The organism is Rubrivirga litoralis, assembly GCF_031846415.1.
Classification (GTDB): domain Bacteria; phylum Bacteroidota; class Rhodothermia; order Rhodothermales; family Rubricoccaceae; genus Rubrivirga; species Rubrivirga litoralis.
The window spans coordinates 38,083-63,592 of record NZ_JAVRHT010000020.1; the positions used below are offsets into that span (position 1 = coordinate 38,083).

The following is a 25,510-nucleotide window of genomic DNA, read 5'->3' on the forward strand; positions in this document are numbered from 1 at the left end:
CCGCTGCCCCTGCCCGTGACGCTCCCGCGCTCCCTGACCCGGCGCGGCGCCGTGCTCCTCGGCGGCGCCCTCGTGCTCCTCGCCCTGCTCGCCGCGACGCAGGCGTGGGCGGGCTGGCGCGCGTCGCGCGTGGGGCCGGGCGACGCGCGGCGGGTCCAGGTGCGGACGGTCGAGGAGGTCCGCGCGGCGCTCGCGGCCGACCTGGAGACGATGCGGGAGCGGGCTGAGGCGGTGGGGCGGCTGCCGGCCGTCCGAGAAGCCCTCGCACGGTCCGACACGGCCGCCGCCGGGCTCCCGCCGCCCCGCCCCGACCCGCCCGCGGCCGTGCTCGCGGCGGCCTTCGAGTCGCTCGCCGCCGAGACGGACGGCGGACGGCTGTCGGTCGAGGTCGTCGACCGGGACGGGGCGCTGCTGGCGTGGGAGGGGCCGTCGTTCCCGCGCGCCTCGGGGCCGCCGCCGGACTCGCTCCGCACGCGGGCCGTCGAGGACGAGGCCGAGCGGCGGGCGATCGCACTGTGGTTGCCGGTCCGCGCGGACGGCGACGTACTCGGGGCCGTCCGCGTCGTCCGGCTGGCGCAGGTCTCGGTCCCGGTCCGCAACCGCTTTCTCCAGGACTACGACCTGGCCGACGAGTGGCGGCCGGGCATCGAGCGGCCGTTCACGGTCCGCATCACGTCGCGCGTGCCGGCGCGGGCGGCGGCGCTCCGGGGGCCGGACGGGGCCGTGCTGGGGCAGGTGTCCGTGTCGGAGCCGTCGGTCGCGGCGCTGCGGGCGGGCCTCCACCGGTCGGCCGACGACGTGTCGGCCGCGTGGGCCGCGCTGCTCCTCGTGTGGGCGATGGGCGGGTTGGGCGGCCTCGTCCGCGCCGCGCTCCGCCGGGCGGGGCGGGGCGGCGGCTGGGGCCGGGCGGCGGCCGCGCTCACCGCGTTCGTGGGCGGTCTCGCGGCCACGCGCTACGGGCTCCTCGCCCTCGACGTGCCGGTCCGGTGGCTCGACCGCGCGCGGCGGCCGGCGGCCCTGTTCGACCCCGCGCTGCTTGCGTCCGACGTGGGGTGGGGCGCGCTCCGGTCGCCGGGCGACCTCGCGCTGTCCGCCCTGTTCGCGCTCACGGCCGCCTCGGCCGTCTTCGTCGTGGCCCTCCGGTTTGGGGCATCGCGCCCGTCGCCGGGGCGGGGCGGGGCGGCGGCCCTCTCGCTCGCGGCCGTGGCGGCGGCCGCCGCCGGGGCCGTCGCCGTCGGGGCCGTGTGGGTCCGGCAGGCCGTGCTCGACGCGACGATCGGGTACGCCGACCGCGCGACGCCGCTCCTGGACGGGCCGGCGGTCGTGGTGCTCGCCGGCCTCGTGGCGGCGCTGGCGGCGCTCGGGCTCGCGGTCGCGGCGGCCGTCCTCCTCGCGCGGTGGGCGGGGCGCGGGCGGGGCGGGGCCGTGGCGGCGGCCGTGGCCCTCGTCGCGGCGGGCGGGGCGGCCGCCTTCGTCTCCGCCCCGCCCCTGCCGTCGCTGGCGCTCGTGGGGCTCGGCCTCGGGTTCGCGCTCGCGCTCGGGGGGCAGCCGGAGCGGTGGACGCAGCCGGTCTCGTTCCGCGGCGTGCTCCTGGGCGCGCTCGTGCTGGCGCCGGTGGTGTACGGGTTTATGCGCGGGCCGCTCCACGAGCGGTCCGAGGACCTCCTCTCGGACGCGGCCTACGCGTTCTCGAACGCCCGCGACGAGCGCGTGTCGCTGGCCGTCGAGCAGGTGCTCGGCGACGCCCGCGCCGACGACGCGCTGGGGCCGGCGCTCCTGGAGGCCGTCGCCGAGGCCGACTCGGCCCGGACCGCCGGGCGCGCGCCGGCCGACTCGACGCGCGAGCGGCTCGACGTGCTCGCGGCCGGGCTCGTGACGAGCTCGCTCCTGGGCTCGCTCGCCGACGTGGCGACCGAACTCCGGCTCGTGGGGCCGGCCGGCGACACGCTGGGGAGCTACGTCGAGGGCGGCGCCGCCCCGCCCGCCGGACGCGGCGACCCGCTCGCGTTCGAGGCCATGCGCGAGGAGTACCTGGCCCGCGACGAGGGCGGCTCGTTCCGGCGGCGGCTGCCGGTGAGCGAGCGCCGCGGGCTCAGCCGGTCGGCGGCGATCGCCCCGCTCCTCACGGCCGACGACGAGGCCGTGGCGTGGATCTACCTCCGGGCCACGCCCCGCTCGGCCCGGTTCGCGACCGAGACCCCGTTCCCCCGCGTGCTCGCCCCGACGGGCCTGTTCGGGCTCGACGACGAAGCTCTGAGCTACGCTGAGTACGACGACGGCGTCCTCGTGCGCAACCGCGGCGAGGCCCCGCTCCGCCTGGACTCGACGGTCTTCCGCGTGCTCAGCGACCGGGCGCGCGGCTACGGCCGCACCGAGGCGCTCGGCGGGCGCGCCGTGCGGGCCTACTACCAGCGCTTGGGCGACGACGCCGAAGACGTCGTCGCCGTCCGCGCGCCGGCCGAGGACGGGCTCGACGTGCTGTTCGTGCTCCTCCGCCTGAGCCTCTCGGGCCTGGCGCTGGGCGGGGTGGTGTTCGTCGTCGGGCTGTGGCTGCGGTGGCAGGCCGGGCTCGTGCCGGCCCCGCGCACGCGGTTTCGCGACAAGGTCCTCAACCGCTTCCTCGTGGTCGGCCTCGCGAGCGTGGCGCTGACGGGCGTCGTGGGGCGGCAGGTGATCGTCGAGCAGAACCGGCAGTCGGTCCGCGACGCGCTCCGCCAGCGGCTGAACCGGGCCGAGGCCGCCCTCGCCTCGGCCGACGTCGAGGCCGGCGGGCTCGACGCCGTCGCCGCTGCGCTGGGCGTCGACGTCCACTTCTACGTGGGGCCGCAGCTGCGGGCGTCGAGCCGGCGCCAGCTCGTCCGCCAGCGCCTCATCGAGCCGCGCCTGCCGGGCGACGTCTACCGCGCCCTCTTCCTCGAAGGTGAGCCGTACGCGTTCGGGGCCGACCGGATCGGCACGTTCACCTACACGACGGGCTACAAGGTGCTCCCCGATTCGGCGGGGCGGGCGGCCGGCGCGATCGCGGTCCCCACGATCTCGGAGCAGGCGGCGATTGAGTCGGGTCAGGCGCGCATGGTGGCCTACCTGTTCGGCGGCCTCCTCGCCCTCCTCGCAGCCATTCTCGTCGTCGCCGCTGTCCTCGCCGGCCAGCTGACGCGCCCGTTCGCGCGGCTCCGCGAGGGGCTCCTCGCCGTCGGCGCGGGTGGGGCGGACCGGGCCGAGCTGGAGCCGATCCCGGTCGAGACGCGCGACGAGGTGGGCGAGCTGGTCGAGGCGTTCAACGGCATGCAGGCGGCGCTCGCCGAGAGCCGCCGGAAGCTGGCCGAGCAGGAGCGGGAGGTGGCCTGGAGCACGATGGCGCGCCAGGTGGCCCACGAGATCAAGAACCCGCTCATGCCCATGAAGCTCTCCGTCCAGTACCTCCAGCGGACGTTCCGGCCGCCCGGCGAGGAGGCGCCGCCCGACGACGTCCGCTTCGCGGGCCAGTTCGAGCGGACGACGGACATGCTCATCGACCAGATCGAGACGCTGAGCCGCATCGCGTCCGACTTCTCGACGTTCGCCCAGATGCCGGCCCGCGCGCCGGAGCCGCTCGACCTGGGCGGGGTGGCGCAGGAGGCGGCCGACCTGTTCGAGGGGCCGCTCGCCGAGAGCGGCCGGGCCGAGCTAGCCCTCGACCTGCCGGCCGCCCCGCTCACGGTCGTGGCTGACCGCGACGAGCTGCGCCGCGTGCTCGTGAACCTGCTCACGAACGCGCTCCAGGCGATCCCCGACCGCCCCGCCCCCGGCCGCATCCGGCTGGCCGCCGAGGCCGTCGACGCGGCGTGGGCCGAGGTCCGCGTGGCCGACGACGGGACGGGCATCGCGGAGGAGGCGCGGGACAACGTGTTCCAGCCCAGCTTCTCGACCAAGACGAGCGGGATGGGCCTGGGCCTGGCGATCTCGAAGCGGGCCGTCGAGGCCGTCGGCGGGTCGATCGCGTTCGAGACGGCCGAGGGCGAGGGGACCACGTTCACGGTCCGCCTCCCGCGCGTGGCGGGGGGCGATGGACTTGCCGCCCCGCCCGCGGAGGATCCGGGTGGGGTGGAACTGTGAGGCGGCCCGCCGGGGCGTCCTCGGGCGGGGCGGTCGGCGTCTGTGGCGCGCCGAGGGCGGGGCGGCGCGCGACCATCCCGCCCCCGCACCAGAGCGGCGTGCCCCCTCGTGCGGACACCACGCGTGGTCTCCCTGCGTCCCGGGGCCACGTCCCGCAGCGGGGCTCCTCGGGCGGGGTGGCAGTCTCGCGGCCACCGCGACGCCAGCGGAGGCCGCCCCGCCCGGACCGGACACGGCAAGCCGTGTCTCTACGAACGAGGGCGGGGTGGGGTGCACGCCCTTTTGCCGTAGGATGCTCTTCGGTGTCGCCGTAGCCTCGGCTTCTACCCGCCCCGCCCCTTCCATGAGCCGATTTGCGTTCGTCGCCGCGCTCGCCTGCCTCGGCGCGCTCTCGGCCTGCGACGGGGACGGCGTCGGGCGCTACCCCGCCCCGCTCGATTTGCCCAGTGCGTCCGTCGTGGAGCTGCGGACCACGGCGCCCGTCCCCGGCCGCTACAACGTGGAGGCGACCGTCGTCAAGATCACGCGGTGCTACTGCCCGCCGGACGTGTTCTGCGCGCCGTGCCTGTTCGCCGACGGCGTGGTCGTGTCGGAGACCGGGGCGCCGTTCCCCGAGAGCGACGCCGACAGCCTGGACGCTGCCGGCTACCTCCACGTCGCGGCCGAAGACCCCGAGCAGTTCGAGCGGGGCGGCCGGTACCTGCTCTCCGTCTCGGTCGAGTCGCGTTCTGAGGGCGTGGACGGCAGCGCTCCTCCCATCGTGTGGACCGACCTCCTTGGCTACGGACGGGCCGAGTAGCGGGGGCGCAGTGTCTCACCCCGCTCGGTTGGGGCGGGCGGGGCGGCTTAGCACGAGCGGGGCGGCGACCGATAGGGAGGGGAGCTACTGTGCTCTCCAGTCGGCCCTTTGGGTCCGCCCGCCGTGCGCCTCCCCGCCCTGGTTGTCCTGCTCCTGTCCGTTTCCGCGTGCGAGGGCGGGGCGGAGCGCGTCGGCGATGTCCACCCGGATTCGGTCTACGCCTTCGAGTCGGGCCAATTCGAGCCCGACAGCCTCCCCGGCATCGAGCGCCTGGACGCGGCCGCCGCGCAGGGCGACCCGGACGCGCAGTTCAAGGTGGCCTTCTTCCGCCACCACATGACGGGCGACTACGAGGCGGCCGTTCCCGTTTTCGAGCGGCTCGCCGCCAGCGGCCACCCGGACGCAACGGCGATGCTCGCGACGGTCTACATGTACGGGAACGGCGTCGAGGTCGACCACGACGAGGCCGCGCGATGGCTGGAGCGGGCCGCCACGCTGGGCCACGAACGTGCCGCCCGCGACCTCGCGGCGTACCGCGCCCGGCAGCGGTAGGCGCCACCCCGCCCTCGCACTAGGCCAAGGCGCTCTCCCATGCGGACACCATGCATGGTGTCCCTACGCCTCGGGGCGGGACTCCTCGGGCGGGGCGGTAGCGTCCTGCGGCTACCGGCAGGGACCGCCCCGCCCGCACCGGCACACGGGCGGGGTGGAGGGCTCGTCGCGCGTCACCCCTCGCCCGCTACTCCCACTCGATCGTCGCCGGCGGCTTGCTCGACACGTCGTACGCCACGCGGTTGATGCCGCGGACCTCGTTGATGATCCGGTTCGACGCCCGCCCCAGGACCTCGTACGGGAGCCGCGCCCAGTCGGCCGTCATGCCGTCGGTCGAGGTCACGGCGCGGAGGCACGCGGCCTGCTCGTAGGTGCGGAAGTCGCCCATGACGCCGACCGACTGGACCGGGAGCAACACGGCGAACGCCTGCCACACGTCGTCGTAGGTGCCCGAGCGTTCGAGCTCCTCGAGCCAGATCCGGTCCGCCTGGCGCAGCAGCTCGCACGCCTCGCGCGTGACCGGGCCGAGCACGCGGACGGCGAGGCCGGGGCCGGGGAACGGGTGCCGCCGGATGATCGCGTCGGGCACGCCGAGCGCGCGGCCCACGTCGCGGACCTCGTCCTTGAACAGCTCGCGGAACGGCTCGATCAGGTCGAACCCGAGCTTCTCGGGCAGCCCGCCCACGTTGTGGTGCGTCTTGATGGTCGCCGACGGCCCCTTAAAGCTGACCGACTCGATCACGTCTGGGTAGAGCGTGCCCTGCGCAAGAAAGCGCGGCTTGTGACCCAGCCGCTCGGTGATCGCCTCGGTCTCGGCCTCGAACACCTCGATGAAGGTCCGCCCGATGATCCGGCGCTTTTCCTCCGGGTCCTCGACGCCCGCGAGCCGGTCCAGGAACAGGTCGCTCGCGTCGACCGCGCGGAGGTCGATGTCGAACCCGTCGCGGAACGTCGTCTGCACCTGCTCGAACTCGCCCGACCGCAGCAGCCCGTTGTCGACGAACACGCACGTCAGCTGGTCGCCGATGGCGCGGTGCAAGAGGGCCGCCGCGACCGACGAGTCGACCCCGCCCGAGAGGCCGAGGACGACGTGGTCGTCGCCGACGGTCTCGCGAATCTCAGCGGTCTTCTCGTCGATAAACGAGCCCATCGTCCAGTCGCCCTTCAGCCCGCAGATCTCGGTCACGAAGTTGCCCAGCATGGCCGCCCCGTGCTCCGAGTGGACGACCTCGGGGTGAAACTGGACGCCCCAGATCGGCCCGTGCTCCGAGTCGGCCTCGGCGGCGACGGCGGCGATCGGCGCGTTGTCGGTCGCCGCGATCGAGCGGAAGCCGGCCGGCAGGCGCGTCAGGTGGTCGCCGTGGCTCATCCACACGACGGAGCCCTCGGGGACGCCCCGGAACAGGGCGTCCTCCTCGTGGGCAACGATCGGCGCGCGCCCGAACTCGCGGTGGTCGCTCGCCTCCACCCCGCCCCCGAGGGCGTGCGCGAGCGCCTGGAGCCCGTAGCAGATGCCGAGGACGGGGACCGCCCCGCCCCCGGGCGTCTCCAGCGACAGCAGGGCGGGGTCGACCTGCGGCGAGCCCTCGTCGTAGACCGAGAGCGGCCCGCCCGACAGGATGAGCCCGCTGGGCCGCATCGCCGCCACCTCGTCCGCCGAGACGGTGCACGGGTGGATCTCGCAGTAGACGCCGGCCTCGCGGACGCGCCGCGCGATCAGCTGCGTCGTCTGGCTCCCGAAGTCGAGGACGACGACCGTTTCGTGGTGAGTCATGAGGGATGGGAGAGGGATACGGGATGGGGAGGGATGGGCAGACGGGGCGGGGCGGCCTCAGAGGGCGGGGCGGTCCGCCGATCCCTCCATGCCTCTATCCCTCCGTCCCTCAGTCCGCCCCGATCATCTCCTTGTACTCGTCCACCGACAGCAGGCCGTCCACGTCCGACGCCTGGGCGGGGCGGAGCTTGACCATCCACCCCGCCCCGTACGGGTCCGTGTTGACGGACTCGGGGGCGTCGTCGAGGTCGGGGTTCACGGACTCGACCGTGCCGGCGATCGGCGCGAACAGCTCGCTCACCGTCTTGACCGCCTCGACGGTCCCGAACGGCCCCTCGGCCTCGACCTCGGTGCCCTCGGCCTCCATCTCGACGAACACGATGTCGCCCAGCTCGCTCTGCGCGTAGTCCGTGATCCCGACGGTCACCAGCCCGTCGTCTTCGAGGCGGACCCACTCGTGGTCCTTGGTGTAGCGGCAGTCGTCGGGGAAGGTCATGAGGGATGCGGGATGGGGAGGGATGGAGGGACGAGCAGAGGTGGACGGGGACGGCCGGGGCGGGGCGGCGGTCTGCCCATCCCTCCATGCCCGATCCCTCTATCCCTCTTTGACCAGCTCGAACCGCTCGAGGAACTTCGTGTCGAAGTCGCCCGCGAGGAAGCGCGGGTCCTGGAGCAGCTGCTGGTGGAAGGGGACCGTCGTGTGGAGGCCCTCGATGATGAACTCGTCGAGCGCCCGGAGCATCTTGCGGATCGCCCGCTCGCGCGTGTCCTCGCGGACGATGAGCTTGGCGATGAGCGAGTCGTAGGTGGGCGGGACCGTGTAGCCGGCGAACACGTGCGTGTCGCACCGAACGCCCCGCCCCTTCGGGCTGTGGAAGGCGGTGATTGTGCCCGGCGAGGGCGAGAAGTTGCGGAACGGGTCCTCGGCGTTGATCCGGCACTCGATGGAGTGGCCGCGCGGGGCGCGGTCGCCGCTCGTAATCGTCTCGCCCGAGGCCACGCGGATCTGCCACTCGATCAGGTCCGTGTCGGTCACTTCCTCCGTCACCGGATGCTCGACCTGGATCCGCGTGTTCATCTCCATAAAGTAGAAGTCGCGGTTCTTGTCGAGCAGGAACTCGACCGTGCCTGCCCCGCGGTAGTTGACCGCGAGCGCGCCGTCGATCGCGGCCCGGCCCATCCGCTCGCGGAGGTCGGCGTCGACGACGGGGCTGGGCGACTCTTCGAGGAGCTTCTGGTGGCGGCGCTGGATCGAGCACTCGCGCTCGCCAAAGTGGACGACCGTGCCCTGGCCGTCGCCGACGAGTTGGATCTCGACGTGGCGCGGCTCCTCGACGAACTTCTCGATGTAGAGCCGGCCGTCGCCGAAGGCGTTGGCGGCCTCGGTCCCGGCGGCCACGAACAGCTTCTCGAACTCGGCCTCATTGCTGGCCATGCGCATGCCGCGGCCGCCGCCGCCGGCCGACGCCTTGATCATGACCGGGAAGCCGGCCTCGCGCGCCGTCGCGAGCCCCTCGGCCACGTCGGCGACCGCCCCGCCCGAGCCGGGCACGACGGGGACGCCGGCCTCGCGCATGGTCTCCTTGGCGACCGACTTGTCGCCCATCTTCGAGATCGTCTCGGGGCGCGGGCCGATAAAGGTGAGGTCGTGGTCGTCGCAGACGCGGGCGAACTCGGCGTTCTCGGCCAGGAACCCGTAGCCCGGGTGGACGGCGTCGGCGCCCGTGACCTCGGCCGCCGCGATGATCGACGGGATGTGGAGGTAGCTCTTAGCGCTCGGCGGCGGCCCGATGCACACGGCCTCGTCGGCGAACTTGACGGGCAGCGAGTCGCGGTCGATCGTCGAGTAGACGGCGACCGTCTTGATCCCCATCTCGCGGCACGTCCGGATGATGCGGAGCGCGATCTCGCCGCGGTTGGCGATCAGGACTTTTTTAATCATGGAGCGTGTTGCGTGTTGCGTGTCCAGTGTTTGCATGTAAACACGCAAGGCTGAACACGTAACAGGGCTCTACTTTTCGATCACGAACAGGGGCTGGTCGAACTCAACCGGCTCCGCGTTCTCGACGAGGAGCCGGGTGACGGTCCCGGCCTCCTCGGCCTGGATCTCGTTCATGAGCTTCATCGCCTCGATGATGCACAGCGTCTGGCCGACCTCGACGCGGTCGCCGACGGCCACGAACGGGTCGGCCTCGGGCGAGGGCGCGGCGTAAAACGTGCCGACGATGGGCGCGAGGACCAGCGACTCGTTCGCGCCCGAGCCGGGCTCGGCGGCCGCCCCGCCCTCGTCCGGCGCGGGCGGGGCGGGCGACACGGCGGCGGGCGCAGTGCTGGGCGGGGCGGCGGCGGCCGGCGGCGCCGTCATCACGACGGGCGGGGCGGTCGACGCCGGCGCCGGCCGCTGCGTGGCGCGGACGGTCAGCTTGAACCCCTCCTCTTCGACCTTCACCTCGGCCAGGCCGCTCTCGGCGACGATCTCGAGGAGGCGCTGAATCTTGTCGAGGTCCATGTCCATGTGCCAGAGCGGGCGGGGCGGAGAGGCGCGGAATCTACGGCGCGGGGCGGCGGAGCGGTACCGGGCCGCCCCGCCCGTTCAGTCCGACGGGCGCTAGGCGGCCGTCACGCGGGTTTGGTAGGAGCCCGTCTCCGGGTCCACGCGGACGATGTCGCCCTCGTTGATGAAGAGCGGCACCTGGACCGTCGCCCCGCTCTCGAGCGTGGCCGGCTTGGTGGCGCCGGTCGCCGTGTCGCCCTTGAGGCCGGGGTCGGTCTGCGAGACCGCGAGCTCGACCATGCGCGGGAGCTCGACGTTGAGCGGCTCGTCGGAGCCGGCGTCGAAGAGGACGTCGATCATGCCGCCCTCCTTGATAAACTCCTTGCCCGTCACGAGGTCGCTGCGGAGCGTCCGCTGCTCGTACGTCTCGGTGTTCATAAAGTGGAGGCCCAGGTCGTCCTCGTAGAGGTACTGCATCTGGCGGCGTTCGACGCGGACGTCCTCGACCTTCTCGCCGGCCCGGAACGTGGTGTCGACGATCTTCCCGTTGCGGACGTTCTTGAGCTTCCCGCGCACGAACGCCCCGCCCTTGCCGGGCTTGACGTGCATGAACTCAACGATCTGCCAGAGGTCGTTCTTCCAGTTGAGGACGAGGCCGTTGCGGAAGTCTTGCGTGGAGGCCATGCGGTCGGGGCGGGGTGGCGTGGGCGGAAAAGCTACTCCGCCGCCGCCCCGCCCGCGGCGAATCGCGCGTGGAGCCGGGCGGCCCCGGTGGACCTAACGGGCGGGGCGGCGCTCCTCCCGCACCCAGACGCGGACGCTCGCCGGCCCGAACGCCTGCGCGCCGACGCCGCCGGCCGGCGCGAGCCCGTCCAGGTCCACCGCCCCGCCCTCGGCGTCGGTGGGCGGAGCCAGAGGGCCGGCACGGGCGGGGCGGGGGTGTGCGGGCGGGGCGGCCGCAGACTAACGCCCGGCCCCGCCCGTGCGCGTCGGCCCGAGGTCGGGGACTCGGTACGGGGCGCTCGGTACAGAGGGCGGGGCGGGCGACCGTCCAGGGCCGCCCCGCCGTTGCGTGCAACGGCGCTACAGGGTCCCGCCAGGGCGGAGCGGTCGGGGGCGACGCGACCGCCCCGCCCCCGCGCCGTGCGGGCGGGGCGGGCACCTTCCCGTACCCCGTACCCCGTACCCCGTACCGGCCTTAAAACAGGACGCGCGTGCGGATCGTCCCCTCAACCTCGCGGAGCGCGCCGAGCGCCTCGTCCGACGTCCGGCCGTCGAGGTCGGTCACGACGTAGCCCAGGTCGCCGCGCGTCTGGAGAAACTGGGCCTCGACGTTCGCTCCGACGTCGGAGAACACGCCGTTGACGGCCGCGATCACGCCCGGCACGTTCCGGTGCATGTGCAAGATGCGGTGGGCGCCCGGGTGCGGCGGGAGCGCCACCTCGGGCACGTTCACCGACGTCTCCGTGCTCCCGTTGTCGCTGTAGCGGACGAGCTTGCCGGCCACCTCGGCGCCGATGTTCTCCTGGGCCTCGACCGTCGAGCCGCCAACGTGCGGCGTCAAGAGCGCCCGGTCGATCCCCTGGAGCGGCGACGTGAACGGGTCGTCGTTCGAGGCCGGCTCGGTTGGGTACACGTCGACGGCGGCGCCGGCGAGGTGGCCGCGCCCGAGCGCCGCGGCGAGCGCGCTGAGGTCGACGACCGACCCGCGCGAGGCGTTGAGGAGCACGGCGTCGGGCTTCATGCGCGCGATCTCGGCCGCCCCGACGAGCCCCCGCGTTTGCGACGTGTCCGGCACGTGGAGCGTGACGACGTCGGCCTGGTCCAGCAGGGCGCCCAGACTGGGGGCGGGGTGGGCGTTCCCGAGCGGGAGCGTGGCGGCCGTGTCGTAGAACACGACGCGCATCCCGAGCCCCTCGGCCAGCACCGAGAGCTGCTTGCCGATGTTGCCGTAGCCCACGATTCCCAGCGTCTTGCCGCGGATCTCGCGGCTCGTCCCCACGCTCTTGGCCCACTCGCCGCGGTGCGCCCGCGCGTTCTTCTCGGGCACGCCGCGGAGCAGCAGGATGGCCTCCGCGAGCACCAACTCGGCGACGGACCGCGTGTTCGAGAACGGGGCGTTGAACACGGCCACGCCGCGCCGGCTCGCCGCCTCCAGGTCAATCTGGTTGGTCCCGATGCAGAACGCGCCCACGGCGACCAGCTTCTCGGCCGCCCTGAACACGTCGGCCGTCAGCTGCGTCCGCGAGCGGATGCCCAGAAAGTGCACGTCGCGGACGAGGTCGAGGAGCGCGTCGCCGGTCGCCGCCCCGCCCTCGCGCTCGACGCGCGTGTAGCCGGCCTCCCGGAAGGCCCGGACGGCGGTGTCGTGAACGCCCTCCAGGAGCAGGACCTTGATCTTGTCTTTGTCGAGCGACGTGGCGGCCATCGGGCGGGGCGGTCGTGGGGCGGGGCGCGCCGGTCGAACCGGCCGCGCGGCGCGCTGATCCGGGCGGCTCGGGCGGGGCGGCCCCGGAAACGTGCGGCGGCGGTTAACGGCCGCCGGGCAGGCTCCGATACCTGCGTCCCGTTCCCCCGCCGCCCCGGACCGTGCCCACCGCCCCGCCCGCCCCGCCCGCCACCGAGGCCATGACGCCGTCGGCCCTCCGCGCGCACCGGCTGATGATCCTGCTGGCGGCCGTGGCGGCCATCACGTTGTGGGTGATGGACCGGCTCGGGGGGCGTGTCTACGACGACCCTCTCGCCTACCGGCTGGTGATCTCCGGTGCGGCCGCTACCGTGCTCGTGCTGACGTACGTGAGCGACGGGGTCCGGCAGCGGCTCCGGGGCATCACGCTGACGATCGCCTACGCGGCCGCCCTGTTTTTCGGGTGGGCGGCGGTACGGAACGGGCTCGACACGAACTGGACGTCGACGCACCTCTTGGCCACCGCCCTGACCGGGCTCGTGATCGCCCAACTCGCGCGGACCGAGCGCGAGCTGTTCGGCTCGCTCGCGGCCCTCGCCTTGACCCTCTTCATCCCAGCGGCGTGGACCGCCCCGCCCGTCGGGGAGCTCGCGCTCCCGCTCGCGTCGCTCGCGACGACCGTCGCGTTCTTCCTGACCGCGCTCGGGATCGTCAGCGTGGCGCGGCTCCGAGACCTCCAGGCGCTCCGTGAGAGCCAGGACGCGCTGTCAGCGTCGTACGGCCGGCTCGTCGCTGCGACCGAGGAGGCCGAGAGCCGGCGCCGCCTGCTCCAGACCGTCGTCGACGCCATCCCCGACGCCATCTTCGCTGTCGACCGCGACGGCCGCTTTATCGCTGCCAACGCGACGGGCGCCGAGCAGACCTCGGCCGGGAGCGTCGAGGGCCTCTTCGGGAAGACGGCCCACGACGTATTGCCGCCCGACATCGCCAAGACCATGCACGAGGAGCGGCTCCCGATCTTCGAAACGGGGGAGGCCATCGTCGGCGTGGAACACGCGGTCACCGCCCGCGACGGCCGCGAGCTGTCCGTACTCACGACGCGGGTCCCGCTCCGCGACGGGGGCGGGGCGGTCGTCGGCGTGGTCGGCGTCACGCGCGACGTGACCGACGAGCGCCGCGCGCAGGCCGCCGTCGAGGACCAGAAGCGGCTGCTCCAGGCGACCATCGACGCGCTCCCGCTCTCGGTCTTCGTGCACGACGAGGAGGGGCGCCTGGTCCTCGCCAACGCCCGCCCCGCCCAGATCTATTCGGGGGCTACGGTCGAGGACATCCTCGGGAAACGACCGGCGGATCTGCTCCCCGCGCCGATCGCCCGCGAGGTCGGGCGGCGGCTACGGGACATCCTCGACCGCAACGAGGCCGGTTGCCCGTTCGAGCACTCGCTCGTCGACCGGGCCGGCCGCGCGCGCACGGTCGAGGCCGTGCACGTCCCGCTCCGCGACGCCGCGGGCGGGGCGGTCGGCGCGATCGCCGTGGTGCGCGACGTGACGGAGGCGAAGGCGGCGCGGACCGCGCTCCTCGAAGCGAAAGAGGCGGCCGAGGCGTCGACGCAGGCGAAGAGCGAGTTCCTGGCCAACATGAGCCACGAGATCCGCACGCCCATGAACGGCGTGATCGGGATGACGTCGCTCCTCCTCGACACCGACCTCGACGACGAGCAGCGCGGGTTCGTCGAGACCGTGCGCACGAGCGGCGACGCGCTCCTCACGCTCATCAACGACATCCTCGACTTCTCCAAGATCGAGGCCGGGCACCTCGACCTCGAAGAGACCCCCTTCGACGTGCGGCAGGCCGTCGAGGACGCGCTCGACCTCGTCGCGCAGCCGGCGGCCGAGAAGGGCGTCGAGCTCGCCTACGTCGTCGAGGACGGCGTGCCCGGCGCCGTCGTGGGCGACGCGAGCCGGGTCCGCCAGGTGCTCGTCAACCTGCTCTCGAACGCGGTCAAGTTCACGCACGAGGGGAGCGTCTGCGTCCGCGTCTCGGCCGCCCCGCCCGACGTCGAGGCCGGCGGGCGGACCGCGCTCCGCGTGGCCGTCGAGGACACGGGCATCGGGATCGAGGCCGACAAGCTGGACCACGTGTTCGGGAGCTTCACGCAGGCCGACGCCTCGACGACGCGGCGGTTCGGGGGGACCGGGCTGGGGCTGGCCATCTCGAAGCGGCTCGTCGAACTCATGGGCGGCGAGATCTGGGCCGAGTCGGAGCCCGACGTCGGCTCGACGTTCGCGTTCACGGTCGAGGCGACCGTGGCCCCGTCGGAGCGCCGGGTGTTCCTGAGGCCCGAGCAGCCGGCGCTGGCCGGCCGCCGCGTGCTCGTCGTCGACGACCACGCGGTCAACCGCGAGATCGTGGTGCGGCTGGCGGCCCGGTGGGGGATGCGGGCCGACGCCGTCGCGTCGGGGGCCGAGGCCGTCGCCGCCGTGGCCGACGCCGCGGACGCCGCGAGCGGGGCGGACCCGTACGACCTCGTCGTGCTCGACATGCAGATGCCGGACCTCGACGGGCTCGGCGTCGCCGCGGCGCTCCGGGCCGGCCCCGCCCCGCCCCCGCTCATGGTCCTGCTCACGTCGGTAGCCCGTGACGCCGCGCTCCGCGAGCGGGCCGAGGCCGCCGGCGTCCACGCAGTCCTCTACAAGCCGACCAAGCCGGCCCTCCTCTACGACGTCCTGGTCGGCGCGTTCGCCGGCCCCGGGCGGGCCGCCCCGCCCCCGGCGCCGGCGGCCGAGCGGGGCGGGGCGGGGGGCGCCGTCGCGGTCCTGCTGGCCGAGGACAACGTGGTCAACCAGAAGGTGGCCCTCCGCATCCTCGAGCGGCTGGGGCACGGGGCCGACGTGGCGGCGAACGGGGCCGAGGCCGTGGCCGCGGTGCAGGCTCGGGCGGCGCGGGGGCGCCCGTACGACCTCGTGCTGATGGACGTGCAGATGCCGGAGCTCGACGGGCTCGACGCGACGCGGCAGATCCGGTCGGCCGACGTGGCGCAGCCCCGCGTCGTCGCGCTCACGGCCAACGCGATGCGGGGCGACCGGGAGCGGTGCCTGGCGGCCGGGGCCGACGACTACCTCACGAAGCCGGTCAAGCTCGACGACCTCCGGGCCGTGCTCGCGGACGTGGCCGCCGCCGGGGGCGGGGCGGTCGCGGCGTAGGGGACAATGGCGAAGGGGCGCGGGGCAGGGCCGCCGCCCCGCCCGTGGCCGCCGCCCCGCCCACGCCGAGGGCGGGGCGGGCACCGTGGGGCGGGGTGGCGCGCGCTCCCAGGGCGACCGCCGCTCGCCCCTACTCGACCACCTGGAGGCGCGCGAACGCCAGCTTCAGCTTTTTCTGGCCGACCGAGTTAAAAAACACCGTCGCCGCGGCGCGCTCGCCGGCGCCCTCGACGGCCAGCACCTTCCCGTTCCCGAACGAGCGGTGGTGCACACGGACGCCCGGCACGATCGCCGACTCGCCCTCGTCGTAGACGACCTCGCGCTCGCCGGACGCGACCCGCTTGGTCTTCCGCTTGGGGCCGCTGTCCGGCCGCAGCGAGCGCTTCCAGTAGTCCGGCGACATGTCGCCGTAGCCGCCCGTGCCGCCGGCCGACGGCTCGAACCGCCCCGCCCGCGCCTCGAACCGGCCGCCGGACTCCGTGCGCAGCAGGTCGTCGCCGTCGAGCTCGTCGAGGAACCGGCTGCGGACGCTCGACTGCTGGTCGCCGTAGCGGTACCGGCTCCGGGCGTAGCTGAGGTAGAGGGCCTCCTCGGCGCGCGTCACGCCGACGTAGAGGAGCCGCCGCTCCTCCTCCAGCTCCGTCGGGTCCTGGGCCGCCTTGGCGAGCGGGAACAGGCCCTCCTCCAGCCCGGTCACGAACACGACCTTGAACTCGAGCCCCTTCGAGGCGTGGAGCGTCATGAGCGTGACGCGGTTGTCGTCGTCGCCCAGGCGGTCCACGTCGGCCACGAGGCTCACCTCTTGCAAGAACTCGCTCAGCGTACGCGGCTCGCCGGACGGGTCGCCGCCGGCGAACTCGGCAACGGCGTTGAGCAGCTCATGGATGTTCTCCAACCGGGCCAGCGCCTCGGGCGTGTTCTGGTCGCGGTACGACTGGAGCAGCCCGGTCTCCTGGATGAGCTCGCGGGCGAGCTCGTCGGCCGGCGCCGTCTGCGCCTTCGAGGCGAACCGCGAGACCAAAAACCCGAACCCCTCGACGGCCTTCGCCGCGCGCGCCGAGAGCCCCGCCCCGCCCGGGTCCTGGACCGCCTGCCACAGCCCGACCCGGTGCTCGGTCGCGTAGGCGCGGAGCTGGTCGACCGTCTTGCCGCCGATCCCGCGCGTCGGCGTGTTGACGACGCGGAGCAGCGACGCCTCGTCGGACGGGTTGACGGCGAGGCGGAGGTAGGCGAGCGCGTCCTTGATCTCCTTGCGCTGGTAGAAGCTCACGCCGCCGACGAGCCGGTACGGGATCCCGCCCCGCCGGAGCGCCTCCTCGATCGAGCGCGACTGGGCGTTCGTCCGGTAGAGCACGGCCACGTCGGACCACCCGATGCCGGACCGCGAGCGGAGGTCGCGGATCGTCCGCTCCACCTTCTGCGCCTCGTCGCGCTCCGACAGCGCCTCCATGAGGATGACGGGGTCGCCCTCGGAGTTGTCGGTCCAGAGCGTCTTGTCGAGCTGCTTCGTGTTGCCGCTGATGACGGCGTCGGCCAGGCGCACGATCCGCTGCGTGCTCCGGTAGTTCTGCTCCAGGCGGATCGTCTTGGCCTCGGGGTAGTCCTTCTGGAACGAGAGGATGTTCTGGATGTCGGCCCCGCGGAAGGCGTAGATGCTCTGGGCGTCGTCGCCGACCACACAGATGTTGCGGTGCTCGGCGGCCAGGAGCTTGGCGAGCACGTACTGCGTCCGGTTCGTGTCCTGGTACTCGTCGATGTGGAGGTAGCGCCACCGCCGCTGGTACTCTTTGAGGACATCCGGGTGCTGCTCGAAGAGGCGGATGGGCCACCCGAGCAGGTCGTCGAAGTCCATCGCGTTGGCCTGCCGGAGCGCCGCGTTGTAGGGCGCGTAGAGCCGTGCTGCGGCCTCGGTGAACGGGTCGCCCGCGAGGCGCGCGTACTCGTCCGGCCCCACCTGGGCGTTCTTGGCGCCCGAGATCGCGCTCCGCACCGACCGCGGCGTGACGCGCTTGGGGTCGACCCCGTAGCGCGTCATGAGCTCCTTGAGGAGCCGCTCGGTGTCGTCGGAGTCGTAGATCGTGAAGTTGCGCGAGAACCCGATCTTGTCGGCCTCGCGGCGGAGCACGCGGCTAAAGACGCTGTGGAACGTGCCCATCCACATGCCCTTGGCCTCGTCGCCCACGAGGTCGGTCACGCGGGCGCGCATCTCGCGGGCGGCCTTGTTGGTGAAGGTGAGGGCGAGGATCTGGCTCGGCCACGCCTTTTTGGCCGCGATGAGGACGGCCACCCGGTGCGTGAGCGTCCGCGTCTTGCCCGAGCCCGGCCCGGCGATGATCATGACCGGCCCCTCGGTCGTGCCGGCCGCCTCCTGCTGGGCCGGGTTGAGGCCGCCCAGGAGCGCCTCGACGGCGCCGTCGTCGGCGGAGGCCGTGGGCGGGGCGGGGCGGTCGGGGCCGCCGTCGGGCGGGGGGCGGAGGGCGAACGTCTTCATCGGAGCGGAGCAGTTTGGGTCTCGCCCGAACCTACGCGAGCGCGGCCGCGCCGGACGGCCCGCGCCGGGCGGGGCGGCGTGAATCCTGACGCCCACCCCGCCCTCGGCCGGCGGGATGCGTGCGGCGGGATGCGTGCGACCCTTCGGCCGCCCCGCCCCAGAAATACTCGTGTCGTGCCCGGGGCGGGCGGGGCGGTCAGGGATGTCAGCGAGGCCCACGTGAGGCGGCGGCGGTTCCCCTCCTGGCCACCACGCAGCGTCGGCGCAGCGAAGAGGGGCCAGGACCCAAAGGGCGGGGTGGTTGTCGGGCGGGGCGGTTCGACATGGACCCGCCCCGCCCGTGGCCGCCCCGCCCGCGGAGTCCGTTTGCAGAGGGCGCGTCTGGGGCCGTCCCTGGGAGGCGCGTAGGGCGAACGGGCAGGAGCCGGGTCCGGCGGATCTGTGACGCGGGGGCGGGGTGGAACAGGCTCCCCTCTCCAACCCACCTCTGCTATGGCCACCCGCTCCCTCGACCGCACCGACTGGAACGACTACTTCGACACCTTCTCCAAAGACCGGATCGAGGGCGGCGACGTCGGCAAGGCGCACGTCCGCGTCCTCTCCGAAGAGAACGGCGACCAGGTGCTCGCCGACTGGCTCCCGCTCCACGGCCTCACCTACGACCCCAAGGACGACCTGTTCGAGGTCGCGATGGAGGGCATGGACCACCTGGTCAACAACCCGACCGAGATCCACGTCAAGGACGACGGCGACCTCCCGAGCTTCGAGGTGGTCCGCAAGGACGGCGACCGCGAGGTCATCGAGCTGAAGAAGTAGCGCCCGCCCGGCTCTGCATGCCCGCGCCCGCCCCGCCCGCTCCTGGGCGCGGCGGGCGTTCTCTGAAACGCCCGTGAGGGCGCGGGCGGGGCGGATCTGCCCCGCCCCGCCCCCGTTCGATACCCAACACTCTACTCTCCCCCTCTACGCATGGCTACTCCGAAAAACGGCGCCTCCCAGCAGGCCCGCACCCCCTACCACACGCGCCTCGGCATTGACGAGGACAAGCGGCAGACGCTCGTCGGCCTCCTCAACAAGACGCTGGCCGCGACGAGCGACCTGTACTCCCAGACGAAGCAGGCGCACTGGAACGTCAAGGGCAAGGACTTCTACCAGCTCCACCTCCTCTACGACGAGCTGGCCGAGAAGCTGGAGGAGCCGCTCGACCTCGTCGCCGAGCGCGTCGTGCTCCTGGGCGGCTACGCCTTCGGGACCGTCCGCATGGCGGCCCAGAGCAGCCCGATCTCGCCGTTCCCCGGGACCGAGGCCGAGGGCGACGACGACACGTTCAACGACCCGTCGTTCCTGACGACGCTGGCCGACCGCTGGGCCGAGTACGCCGACCACATCCGCGACGCCAACAAGGCGTCCGACGACGTGGGCGACCCGGGCACGACGGACCTCTACGACCAGATCACGCACATCGCCGACCGCGGCACGTGGTTCGTCGAGGCCCACCTCCAGCGCTACCACGGCGGCCTGAAGGAGCAGGGCCAGGACCCCGACCTCGAGGCCGTGGGCCAGTAACCCCGCGCCTGCCGCCTCTCGCCGCCCCGCCCTGTCCAGGGCGGGGCGGTTTGCGTCGAGCCACCCCGCCCGGCGTGTCCGGTCCGCGAGCGGGGCGGGGTGGTCCTACGGCGTCCGCAACTCGGCGGCACGGACGGCCCGCTCCCACAGCACGGCGCCCTCGGCGTCGAGCGCCCGCATCGTCAGCGTGCGGTCGGTGCGGGGGCCGGAGACCGAGAGCGTCCCGAAGTTGTGGCGGTCGGCGACGAGCGTGCCCGGCACGCGGAGCGGGTTGGCGGCCTCGGGCGAGCCCGGGTCGAGCGCGGCGTCGGAGACGCCGGCCGTGAGCGGGCTCGACGTGAACTCGTAGAGCGGGTACGCCCCGGGCCGGTCCAGCTTCAGGAGCTCGGCGTGGTGGCGGTCGCCGGAGAGGAACACGACGCCGTCGACGGCCCGCAGCCGGAGCTGGTCGAGGAGGAACGCCCGCTCGGCCGGCGCGACGGCCGCGTAGGTCTCGAACACCGGCACCGGGTTGAGGAACTGGCCCCCGAAGGCGACCACCTTGAACGGGGCGTCGCTCCCGGTGAGCGCGTCGAGGAGCCACTGGAGCTGCTCGCGGCCCAGGACCGTCTGCTCCGGGGCCGGCGCGTCGTTGGGCGCCCGGTGGTAGCGGTCGTCGAGGAGGAAGAACTCGACGTCGCCCCACTGGAAGTGCGTGAACACGCCGGGCACGCCGGGGAGCCCGCGCGCGGCGGCGGGCCAGTAGCGCGTGAACGCGTCGAGCGTCTCGCCCTTCAGGATGTACGAGCGGTCCGCGTTGTTGGGGCCGTAGTCGTGGTCATCCCACGTGGCGTAGTGGGGGGCGGCGGCGAGGAGCGGCTGGAGGTCGGGCTCGGCGCGGTTGTGGGCGTAGCGGTGCGCGATGCCGCCGGCGCTCCACCAGTCGACCTCGCGGAGGTAGACGTTGTCGCCCAGCCACAGCATGAGGTCCGGGCGCGCCTGGCGGATGGTCTCGAAGATGGCCGTCGGCCCGCCGTAGGGCCGGCCGGGGCGGTCGTACGGCGGGTCGTTGTCGTAGTAGCACGAGCCGAAGGCGACCGTGAACGCGGGCGGGTCGGTCCGCCACTGCCACAGGTCCTGCGTCGTGAACGCGGTCGGGTAGGGGAACGAGACGGCCTGCCCGTTGACCTCGACGGCGTAGCCGTAGGTCTGCCCCGGCTCCAGGTCGTCGAGGCGGACCGTGGCCGTCCCGTCCGCGCTGGTCGCGGCCGTCACCGTCTGCACGACCTCCGCCCCGCCCTCGGCGCGGACCGTCAGCGTCACCTCGGCCGGCCCGTCGGTCTGGACCCAGACGGCGGCCCCGCGCGCCGTGACGTCGGCGAGCATGGGGCCGGCGGCGAGCCGCCCCGCCCCGGCGGGCGCGGCGGCGGCCGGCGGGGCCAGCCCGGCCCGGGCGAGCGCCGTCTGCACGGCCCGCTCGATCGCGGCCTGGCCGGCGGGCGTGGACGAGGCGGCGGTGAGGGCCGGCGCGCACCCGCCTCCCACGAGGAGCAGGGCGAGGCCGGCGAGGAGGGCGGGGCGGGGCGGGACGGTCATCGCGGGGCGGGGCGGGGCCAGGGGGCGGGGCGGAGCCAAAGAAAACGCCGCGCCCCAGCGAAAGGGCGCGGCGCGAACGATCATGGTCTCAGGGCTACTCGTCCTCCTCGTCCTCGTAGACGGGGGCGGGGCGGACGTCCCACTGGAGCATCTGCTCGATGTCGGCCGAGTCCTCGCCGTTCTCGTCCTCGAACTCGTAGTCGCCCAGCTCGTCGCGCTTGGAGGCCCGGACGCGGGACCACTTCGTCCCCTCCAGGTCCTCGAACTCGTCGGGGAACGGGCTCTCGACGCGGTGGCTCGGGTGGTAGCCGCGGTACTCCTTGGAGGCCTCGTAGAGGGCCGCCCGGCGCGCGCCCGGCCGCGTGGCGCTGTACCCGACGACGCGGAACGGCGGGATGTTGATGATGGCGATCACGTCGTCTCCCTCGTCCTCGGGGTCGGAGTACTCGGGGCGGACCACCTTGAACTCGTCGGGGTGGGGGTACGCGCTGCGGTCGTCGAACATGAGAGGGGCCGGGAGTTGGAACGGAGAGCAGAGGGGCCGAAGCTACTCCGCGCGCCCCAGGGCGGCCGGGTCGTAGCGCCCGCCCCGCCCCGCTTTCCCCCCCGATTCATCGGTCAGGGGCCGCCGGTCTTGCCCGCCCCGCCCCCGCGCGGTAGACTCGGCGGGCACCTCCTCCTCCACGCTCATGGACGACCTGGACGACCTGAACGACGACGACCTGAGTCTCGACGACGACCTCGACCTGGACGACGACGACCTGGACCTCGACGACGACCTCGATCTGGACGACGAGGACCTGGAGCTCGACGGCGACGAGTTCGAGGACGACGACCTCGGCGACGACGACGACGATTTCTAGAGCACCCTCCGGATGGGTACGGGGTACCGGGTACGCGGTACGGCTCCAGGCGGGCCACCCGAGCCGCGGGTCCGCACTCTGCGTCCTCCTGAACGGTGCGCTCTCGCCGCCCCGCCCTCCGCGCTGCACGGGGGCGGGGTGGTGTCGATGTGGGCAGCGGTCGCGCGTCGGCCCGAGGCTCCCGCCCCGCCCGCTTTCAACGACCGTTATGGTCCTGGAGCCTGCATAACGGCTCGCCACCAGGAGGGGGAGAACGGCCCCGCCCCGCCCCGCGCGCGGCACACTGAGGGCGGGGCGGTCTCGGATATCGGACGGCGCTCCGGCCTTGGGTCGTCGAAATAGGGCGGGGTGGGGCCGTGGAGGTGCTCGGCCACCCCGCCCGCACGGCGCTGTCCACGCTGTGGATAACCCGTGGACGGAGCGTCCTTGCGCCGCCGCCCGGCTCGCGGCTTACTTGAGGTCCGCTTCGAGGCACGCGCCGGGCAGGACGCCGGCCGCGCTCCCGACGGGCCGCCCCGCCCTCCAGGTCCACGAAGCGCCGGTGCTCCCCTGCCGCTCCCGAGACCGGAGCGGGACGCGGCCGCCGCCTCTCCCCCTCGCTTTCCCCCCGACTCATGGCCAAGACCAAGGCACCCGCCGCCCCGCACGCCGGCGGCCTCACGATCGACCGCGTGTTCTCGACCGAGGGCCAGCACCCGTTCGACAGCGTCGCTTGGACCACGCGCGACGCGGCGATCAAGAACTTCGCCGGCGAGGCCATCTTCGAGCAGCGCGGCGTCGAGTTCCCCGAGGCGTTCAGCCCGCTCGCCGTCAACGTCGTCGCGTCGAAGTACTTCTACGGCGACACCGAGACCGGCAACGGCTCGCCGGCCGAGGGCCAGCGCGAGTACAGCCTGAAGCAGCTCGTCTACCGCGTCACGCGGACGATCACGGACTGGGGCCGCGACCAGGGCTACTTCGCCTCGGACGCCGACGCCGAGGCGTTCTACGACGAGCTCACGTGGCTCTGCACGAACCAGTACGGCGCCTTCAACAGCCCCGTGTGGTTCAACGTCGGGCTGGGCGCCCAGTACGGCGTCCGCGACTCGGGCGGCAAGACGATCTCCGGGTGGGACGCCGAGCGCGGCGAGGTCGTCGCCGTCGACCCCTACGAGCGGCCGCAGGCGAGCGCCTGCTTCATCATCTCGGTCGAGGACTCGGTCGACGACATCTGGAAGCTGATGGGCGAGAGCGCCCGGCTGTTCAAGTTCGGGAGCGGGGTGGGGGCCGACTGGTCCAAGCTCCGGTCGAGCCACGAGAAGCTCTCCGGCGGCGGCATCCCGTCCGGCCCGGTCAGCTTCATGAAGGTCCAGGACGCGACCGGCGGCACGATCAAGTCGGGCGGGAAGACGCGCCGCGCGGCCATCATGCAGACGCTGAAGGTGTGGCACCCGGACATCCTCGAGTTCGTCCGCGCCAAGCAGGACGAGGAGCGCAAGGCGTGGGCGCTCATCGAGGAGGGCTACGACGGCTCGTTCAACGGCGACGCCTACGGCTCGGTCGCCTTCCAGAACGTGAACCAGTCGGTCCGCCTCAACGACGCCTTTATGGAGGCGGCGCGGGCGGGGCGGGACTTCGAGCTCACGGCCGTCACGAGCGGGGAGGCCGTCGACACGGTCGACGCGGCCGGACTGCTGACCCTGATCTCCGAGGGCACGCACGTCTGCGGCGACCCGGGCGCGCAGTACGAGGACACGATCCAGCGCTGGCACACGTGCAAGAACACGGGGCCGATCAACTCGAGCAACCCGTGCTCGGAGTACATGTTCGTCGACGACTCGGCGTGCAACCTGGCGTCGCTGAACCTGATGAAGTTCAAGACGGCCGACGGCGCGTTCGACGTCGAGCGCTTCCGGGCGGCGGCGCGCCTGTTCCTCACGGCCCAGGAGATCCTGGTCGACAACGCGGGTTACCCCTCGGACCGGATCGCGGCCAACAGCCACCGCTTCCGGCCGCTCGGGCTGGGCTTCGCCAACCTCGGCGCGCTCCTCATGTCGATGGGGCTCCCGTACGACTCCGACGAGGGCCGCGCCGTCGCCGGCGCCGTCATGGCCATCGAGCACTGCGAGGGCTACGCCCGGAGCGCGGAGATCGCGTCGAACCCGGCGATCGGGACGTTCGAGGGCTACGCCGAGAACGAGGAGCCCTTCCTCGAGGTCATGCGGATGCACCGCGACGCGGTCGCCGACATCCACGCCTCCTGCCCGGCCTACCTCCGCGACGCCGCCCAAGAGAGCGCCGACCGGATGGTGGCGCTGGGCGAGGCTCACGGTTACCGGAACGCGCAGGCCACGGTCCTCGCCCCGACCGGGACGATCGGGTTCATGATGGACTGCGACACGACGGGCATCGAGCCCGACCTCGCGCTCGTCAAGTACAAGCTCCTCGCCGGCAAGGGCGACGGGCTCATGAAGATCGTGAACCAGACGGTGCCCGAGGCCCTGAAGCGCCTCGGCTACACGGACGCTGAGGCCAAAGAGATCGTCGCCTACATCGACGAGCAGGACACGATCGAGGGGGCGCCCGGCCTCAAGCCCGAGCACCTGCCGGTCTTCGACTGCGCGTTCAAGCCGCACAACGGTGAGCGCTCGATCTCGCACCTCGGCCACATCCGGATGATGGCGGCGACGCAGCCGTTCATCTCGGGCGCCATCTCGAAGACGGTCAACCTGTCCGAGAGCGCGACGGTCGAGGACATCGCCGACGCCTACATGCAGTCGTGGGAGTTGGGCCTGAAGGCGGTCGCCATTTACCGCGAGAACTCGAAGCGGAGCCAGCCGCTCTCGACGAAGTCCGGCGGCAACACGTCAGGCAAGACGGCCGGCGCGGGCGGGGTGGCGGACGTGTCCGGCGACGGGGCCGCGACCGCCCCGCCCGAGCTTGCGGAGCGGATTGTCGAGAAGGTCGTCTACCGCCCGCACCGCGAGCGGCTGCCAGACGAGCGCCCGAGCGTGACGCACAAGTTCTCGGTGGCCGGCCACGAGGGGTACCTCCACGTCGGGCTCTACCCCGAGGGCCACACGCTCGCCGGCCGCCCGGGCGAGATCTTTATCACGATGGCCAAGCAGGGCTCGACCATCGCCGGGCTCATGGACAGCTTCGCGACGGCCATCTCGCTGGCGTTCCAGTACGGCGTGCCCCTCGAGGACCTGGTGAGCAAGTTCGGCCACGTCCGGTTCGAGCCGGCCGGGTTCACGAACAACCCCCAGATCCCGATCGCCAAGTCGATCACGGACTACATCTTCCGCTACCTCTCGCTCCGCTTCCTGAGCGCGGGCGACGCCACCCCGCCCGCGGGCGGGGCGGGCTCGGACCTGGCCGCCGAGGACGGGGTGTCCGTGGACCCTACGACGGCCGTGGCGGCTGAGGCCGACCGCCACGGCCCGGCCGCCGACGAGGTCCAGGCCGACCTGTTCGCGGCGGCCCAGGCCGCCCTCGACGGGGGCGGGGCGGCATCGCCGCACGTGGGCGGGGCGGTCGAGGCCGTCCTCGCCGCCGACGCCGACGGCCAACTCGGCGCGTTCCAGAACCAGGACGACGCGCCGGCCTGCCCCAACTGCGGCGGCATCACGGTGCGGGCGGGGGCGTGCTACAGCTGCCCGAACTGCGGGTCGTCGACGGGCTGCGGCTGAGCCGCCCCGCCCCGCCCGCGTAG

The 25,510-nt window shown here is 73.4% G+C and carries 17 protein-coding genes; 8 read left to right on the forward strand and 9 right to left on the reverse strand.

The window, feature by feature from the left end; genetic code table 11:
• Positions 1 to 15: 15 nt before the first annotated feature.
• The 3 genes from RM540_RS09735 (at position 16) to RM540_RS09745 (ending at position 5,446) form a co-directional block, all read left to right on the forward strand.
• Positions 16 to 4,095, forward strand: coding sequence for an ATP-binding protein (locus tag RM540_RS09735; RefSeq protein ID WP_311663561.1), 4,080 nt, complete (start codon positions 16 to 18; stop codon positions 4,093 to 4,095).
• A gap of 343 nt (positions 4,096 to 4,438) precedes the next feature.
• Complete coding sequence (locus RM540_RS09740) at positions 4,439 to 4,894, forward strand: hypothetical protein (protein WP_311663563.1); 456 nt, start codon at positions 4,439 to 4,441, stop codon at positions 4,892 to 4,894.
• 123 nt (positions 4,895 to 5,017) lie between these two features.
• Complete coding sequence (locus tag RM540_RS09745) at positions 5,018 to 5,446, forward strand: tetratricopeptide repeat protein (RefSeq protein WP_311663565.1); 429 nt, start codon at positions 5,018 to 5,020, stop codon at positions 5,444 to 5,446.
• Positions 5,447 to 5,633: 187 nt separating this feature from the next.
• Here the strand turns inward: RM540_RS09745 and guaA are convergent, their stop codons facing one another.
• The 6 genes from guaA to serA form a co-directional block, all read right to left on the reverse strand.
• Entirely contained in the window at positions 5,634 to 7,220 is a 1,587-nt protein-coding gene (gene guaA / locus RM540_RS09750; RefSeq protein ID WP_311663567.1) for a glutamine-hydrolyzing GMP synthase, read from the reverse strand.
• 109 nt (positions 7,221 to 7,329) lie between these two features.
• Positions 7,330 to 7,716, reverse strand: coding sequence for a glycine cleavage system protein GcvH (gene gcvH, locus RM540_RS09755; protein ID WP_311663570.1), 387 nt, complete (start codon positions 7,714 to 7,716; stop codon positions 7,330 to 7,332).
• Between the two features lie 99 nt (positions 7,717 to 7,815).
• Positions 7,816 to 9,162, reverse strand: coding sequence for an acetyl-CoA carboxylase biotin carboxylase subunit (gene accC / locus RM540_RS09760; protein ID WP_311663572.1), 1,347 nt, complete (start codon positions 9,160 to 9,162; stop codon positions 7,816 to 7,818).
• A 69-nt stretch (positions 9,163 to 9,231) separates the two neighbouring features.
• Positions 9,232 to 9,729, reverse strand: coding sequence for an acetyl-CoA carboxylase biotin carboxyl carrier protein (gene accB / locus RM540_RS09765; RefSeq protein ID WP_349256316.1), 498 nt, complete (start codon positions 9,727 to 9,729; stop codon positions 9,232 to 9,234).
• Between the two features lie 99 nt (positions 9,730 to 9,828).
• Positions 9,829 to 10,398 (reverse strand): elongation factor P, encoded by a 570-nt coding sequence (efp, locus tag RM540_RS09770; protein ID WP_311663576.1) that lies wholly within the window; start codon positions 10,396 to 10,398, stop codon positions 9,829 to 9,831.
• A 514-nt stretch (positions 10,399 to 10,912) separates the two neighbouring features.
• On the reverse strand, positions 10,913 to 12,142 hold the full coding sequence (gene serA, locus RM540_RS09775; RefSeq protein WP_311663578.1) for a phosphoglycerate dehydrogenase: 1,230 nt from the start codon (positions 12,140 to 12,142) through the stop codon (positions 10,913 to 10,915).
• Between the two features lie 161 nt (positions 12,143 to 12,303).
• Between serA and RM540_RS09780 the strand changes: the two genes are divergently transcribed.
• Positions 12,304 to 15,324 (forward strand): response regulator, encoded by a 3,021-nt coding sequence (locus RM540_RS09780; protein ID WP_311663580.1) that lies wholly within the window; start codon positions 12,304 to 12,306, stop codon positions 15,322 to 15,324.
• 130 nt (positions 15,325 to 15,454) lie between these two features.
• Here RM540_RS09780 and RM540_RS09785 read toward each other — a convergent pair whose 3' ends face one another.
• Entirely contained in the window at positions 15,455 to 17,815 is a 2,361-nt protein-coding gene (locus RM540_RS09785; protein ID WP_311663582.1) for an ATP-dependent helicase, read from the reverse strand.
• Positions 17,816 to 18,307: 492 nt separating this feature from the next.
• Between RM540_RS09785 and RM540_RS09790 the strand changes: the two genes are divergently transcribed.
• Both RM540_RS09790 and dps read left to right on the forward strand, forming a co-directional pair.
• The gene (locus tag RM540_RS09790) at positions 18,308 to 18,631 is read left to right on the forward strand and encodes a DUF5335 family protein (RefSeq protein WP_311663584.1); all 324 of its coding nucleotides are present in this window, start codon (positions 18,308 to 18,310) and stop codon (positions 18,629 to 18,631) included.
• Positions 18,632 to 18,781: 150 nt separating this feature from the next.
• Complete coding sequence (gene dps / locus RM540_RS09795; RefSeq protein ID WP_311663586.1) at positions 18,782 to 19,378, forward strand: DNA starvation/stationary phase protection protein Dps; 597 nt, start codon at positions 18,782 to 18,784, stop codon at positions 19,376 to 19,378.
• 105 nt (positions 19,379 to 19,483) lie between these two features.
• On the opposite strand, the gene RM540_RS09800 is transcribed toward dps, so the two are convergent.
• Positions 19,484 to 20,953, reverse strand: a complete 1,470-nt coding sequence (locus tag RM540_RS09800) for an alkaline phosphatase D family protein (RefSeq protein WP_311663588.1) — start codon at positions 20,951 to 20,953, stop codon at positions 19,484 to 19,486.
• A 94-nt stretch (positions 20,954 to 21,047) separates the two neighbouring features.
• Positions 21,048 to 21,458, reverse strand: a complete 411-nt coding sequence (locus RM540_RS09805; RefSeq protein ID WP_311663590.1) for a hypothetical protein — start codon at positions 21,456 to 21,458, stop codon at positions 21,048 to 21,050.
• A 184-nt stretch (positions 21,459 to 21,642) separates the two neighbouring features.
• Here RM540_RS09805 and RM540_RS09810 point away from each other — a divergent pair, with 184 nt between their 5' ends.
• Both RM540_RS09810 and RM540_RS09815 read left to right on the forward strand, forming a co-directional pair.
• A complete protein-coding gene (locus tag RM540_RS09810) occupies positions 21,643 to 21,816 on the forward strand; it encodes a hypothetical protein (protein WP_311663592.1) in 174 nt (57 codons plus the stop codon).
• A 614-nt stretch (positions 21,817 to 22,430) separates the two neighbouring features.
• A complete protein-coding gene (locus RM540_RS09815; RefSeq protein WP_311663594.1) occupies positions 22,431 to 25,487 on the forward strand; it encodes a vitamin B12-dependent ribonucleotide reductase in 3,057 nt (1,018 codons plus the stop codon).
• Positions 25,488 to 25,510: the final 23 nt, after the last annotated feature.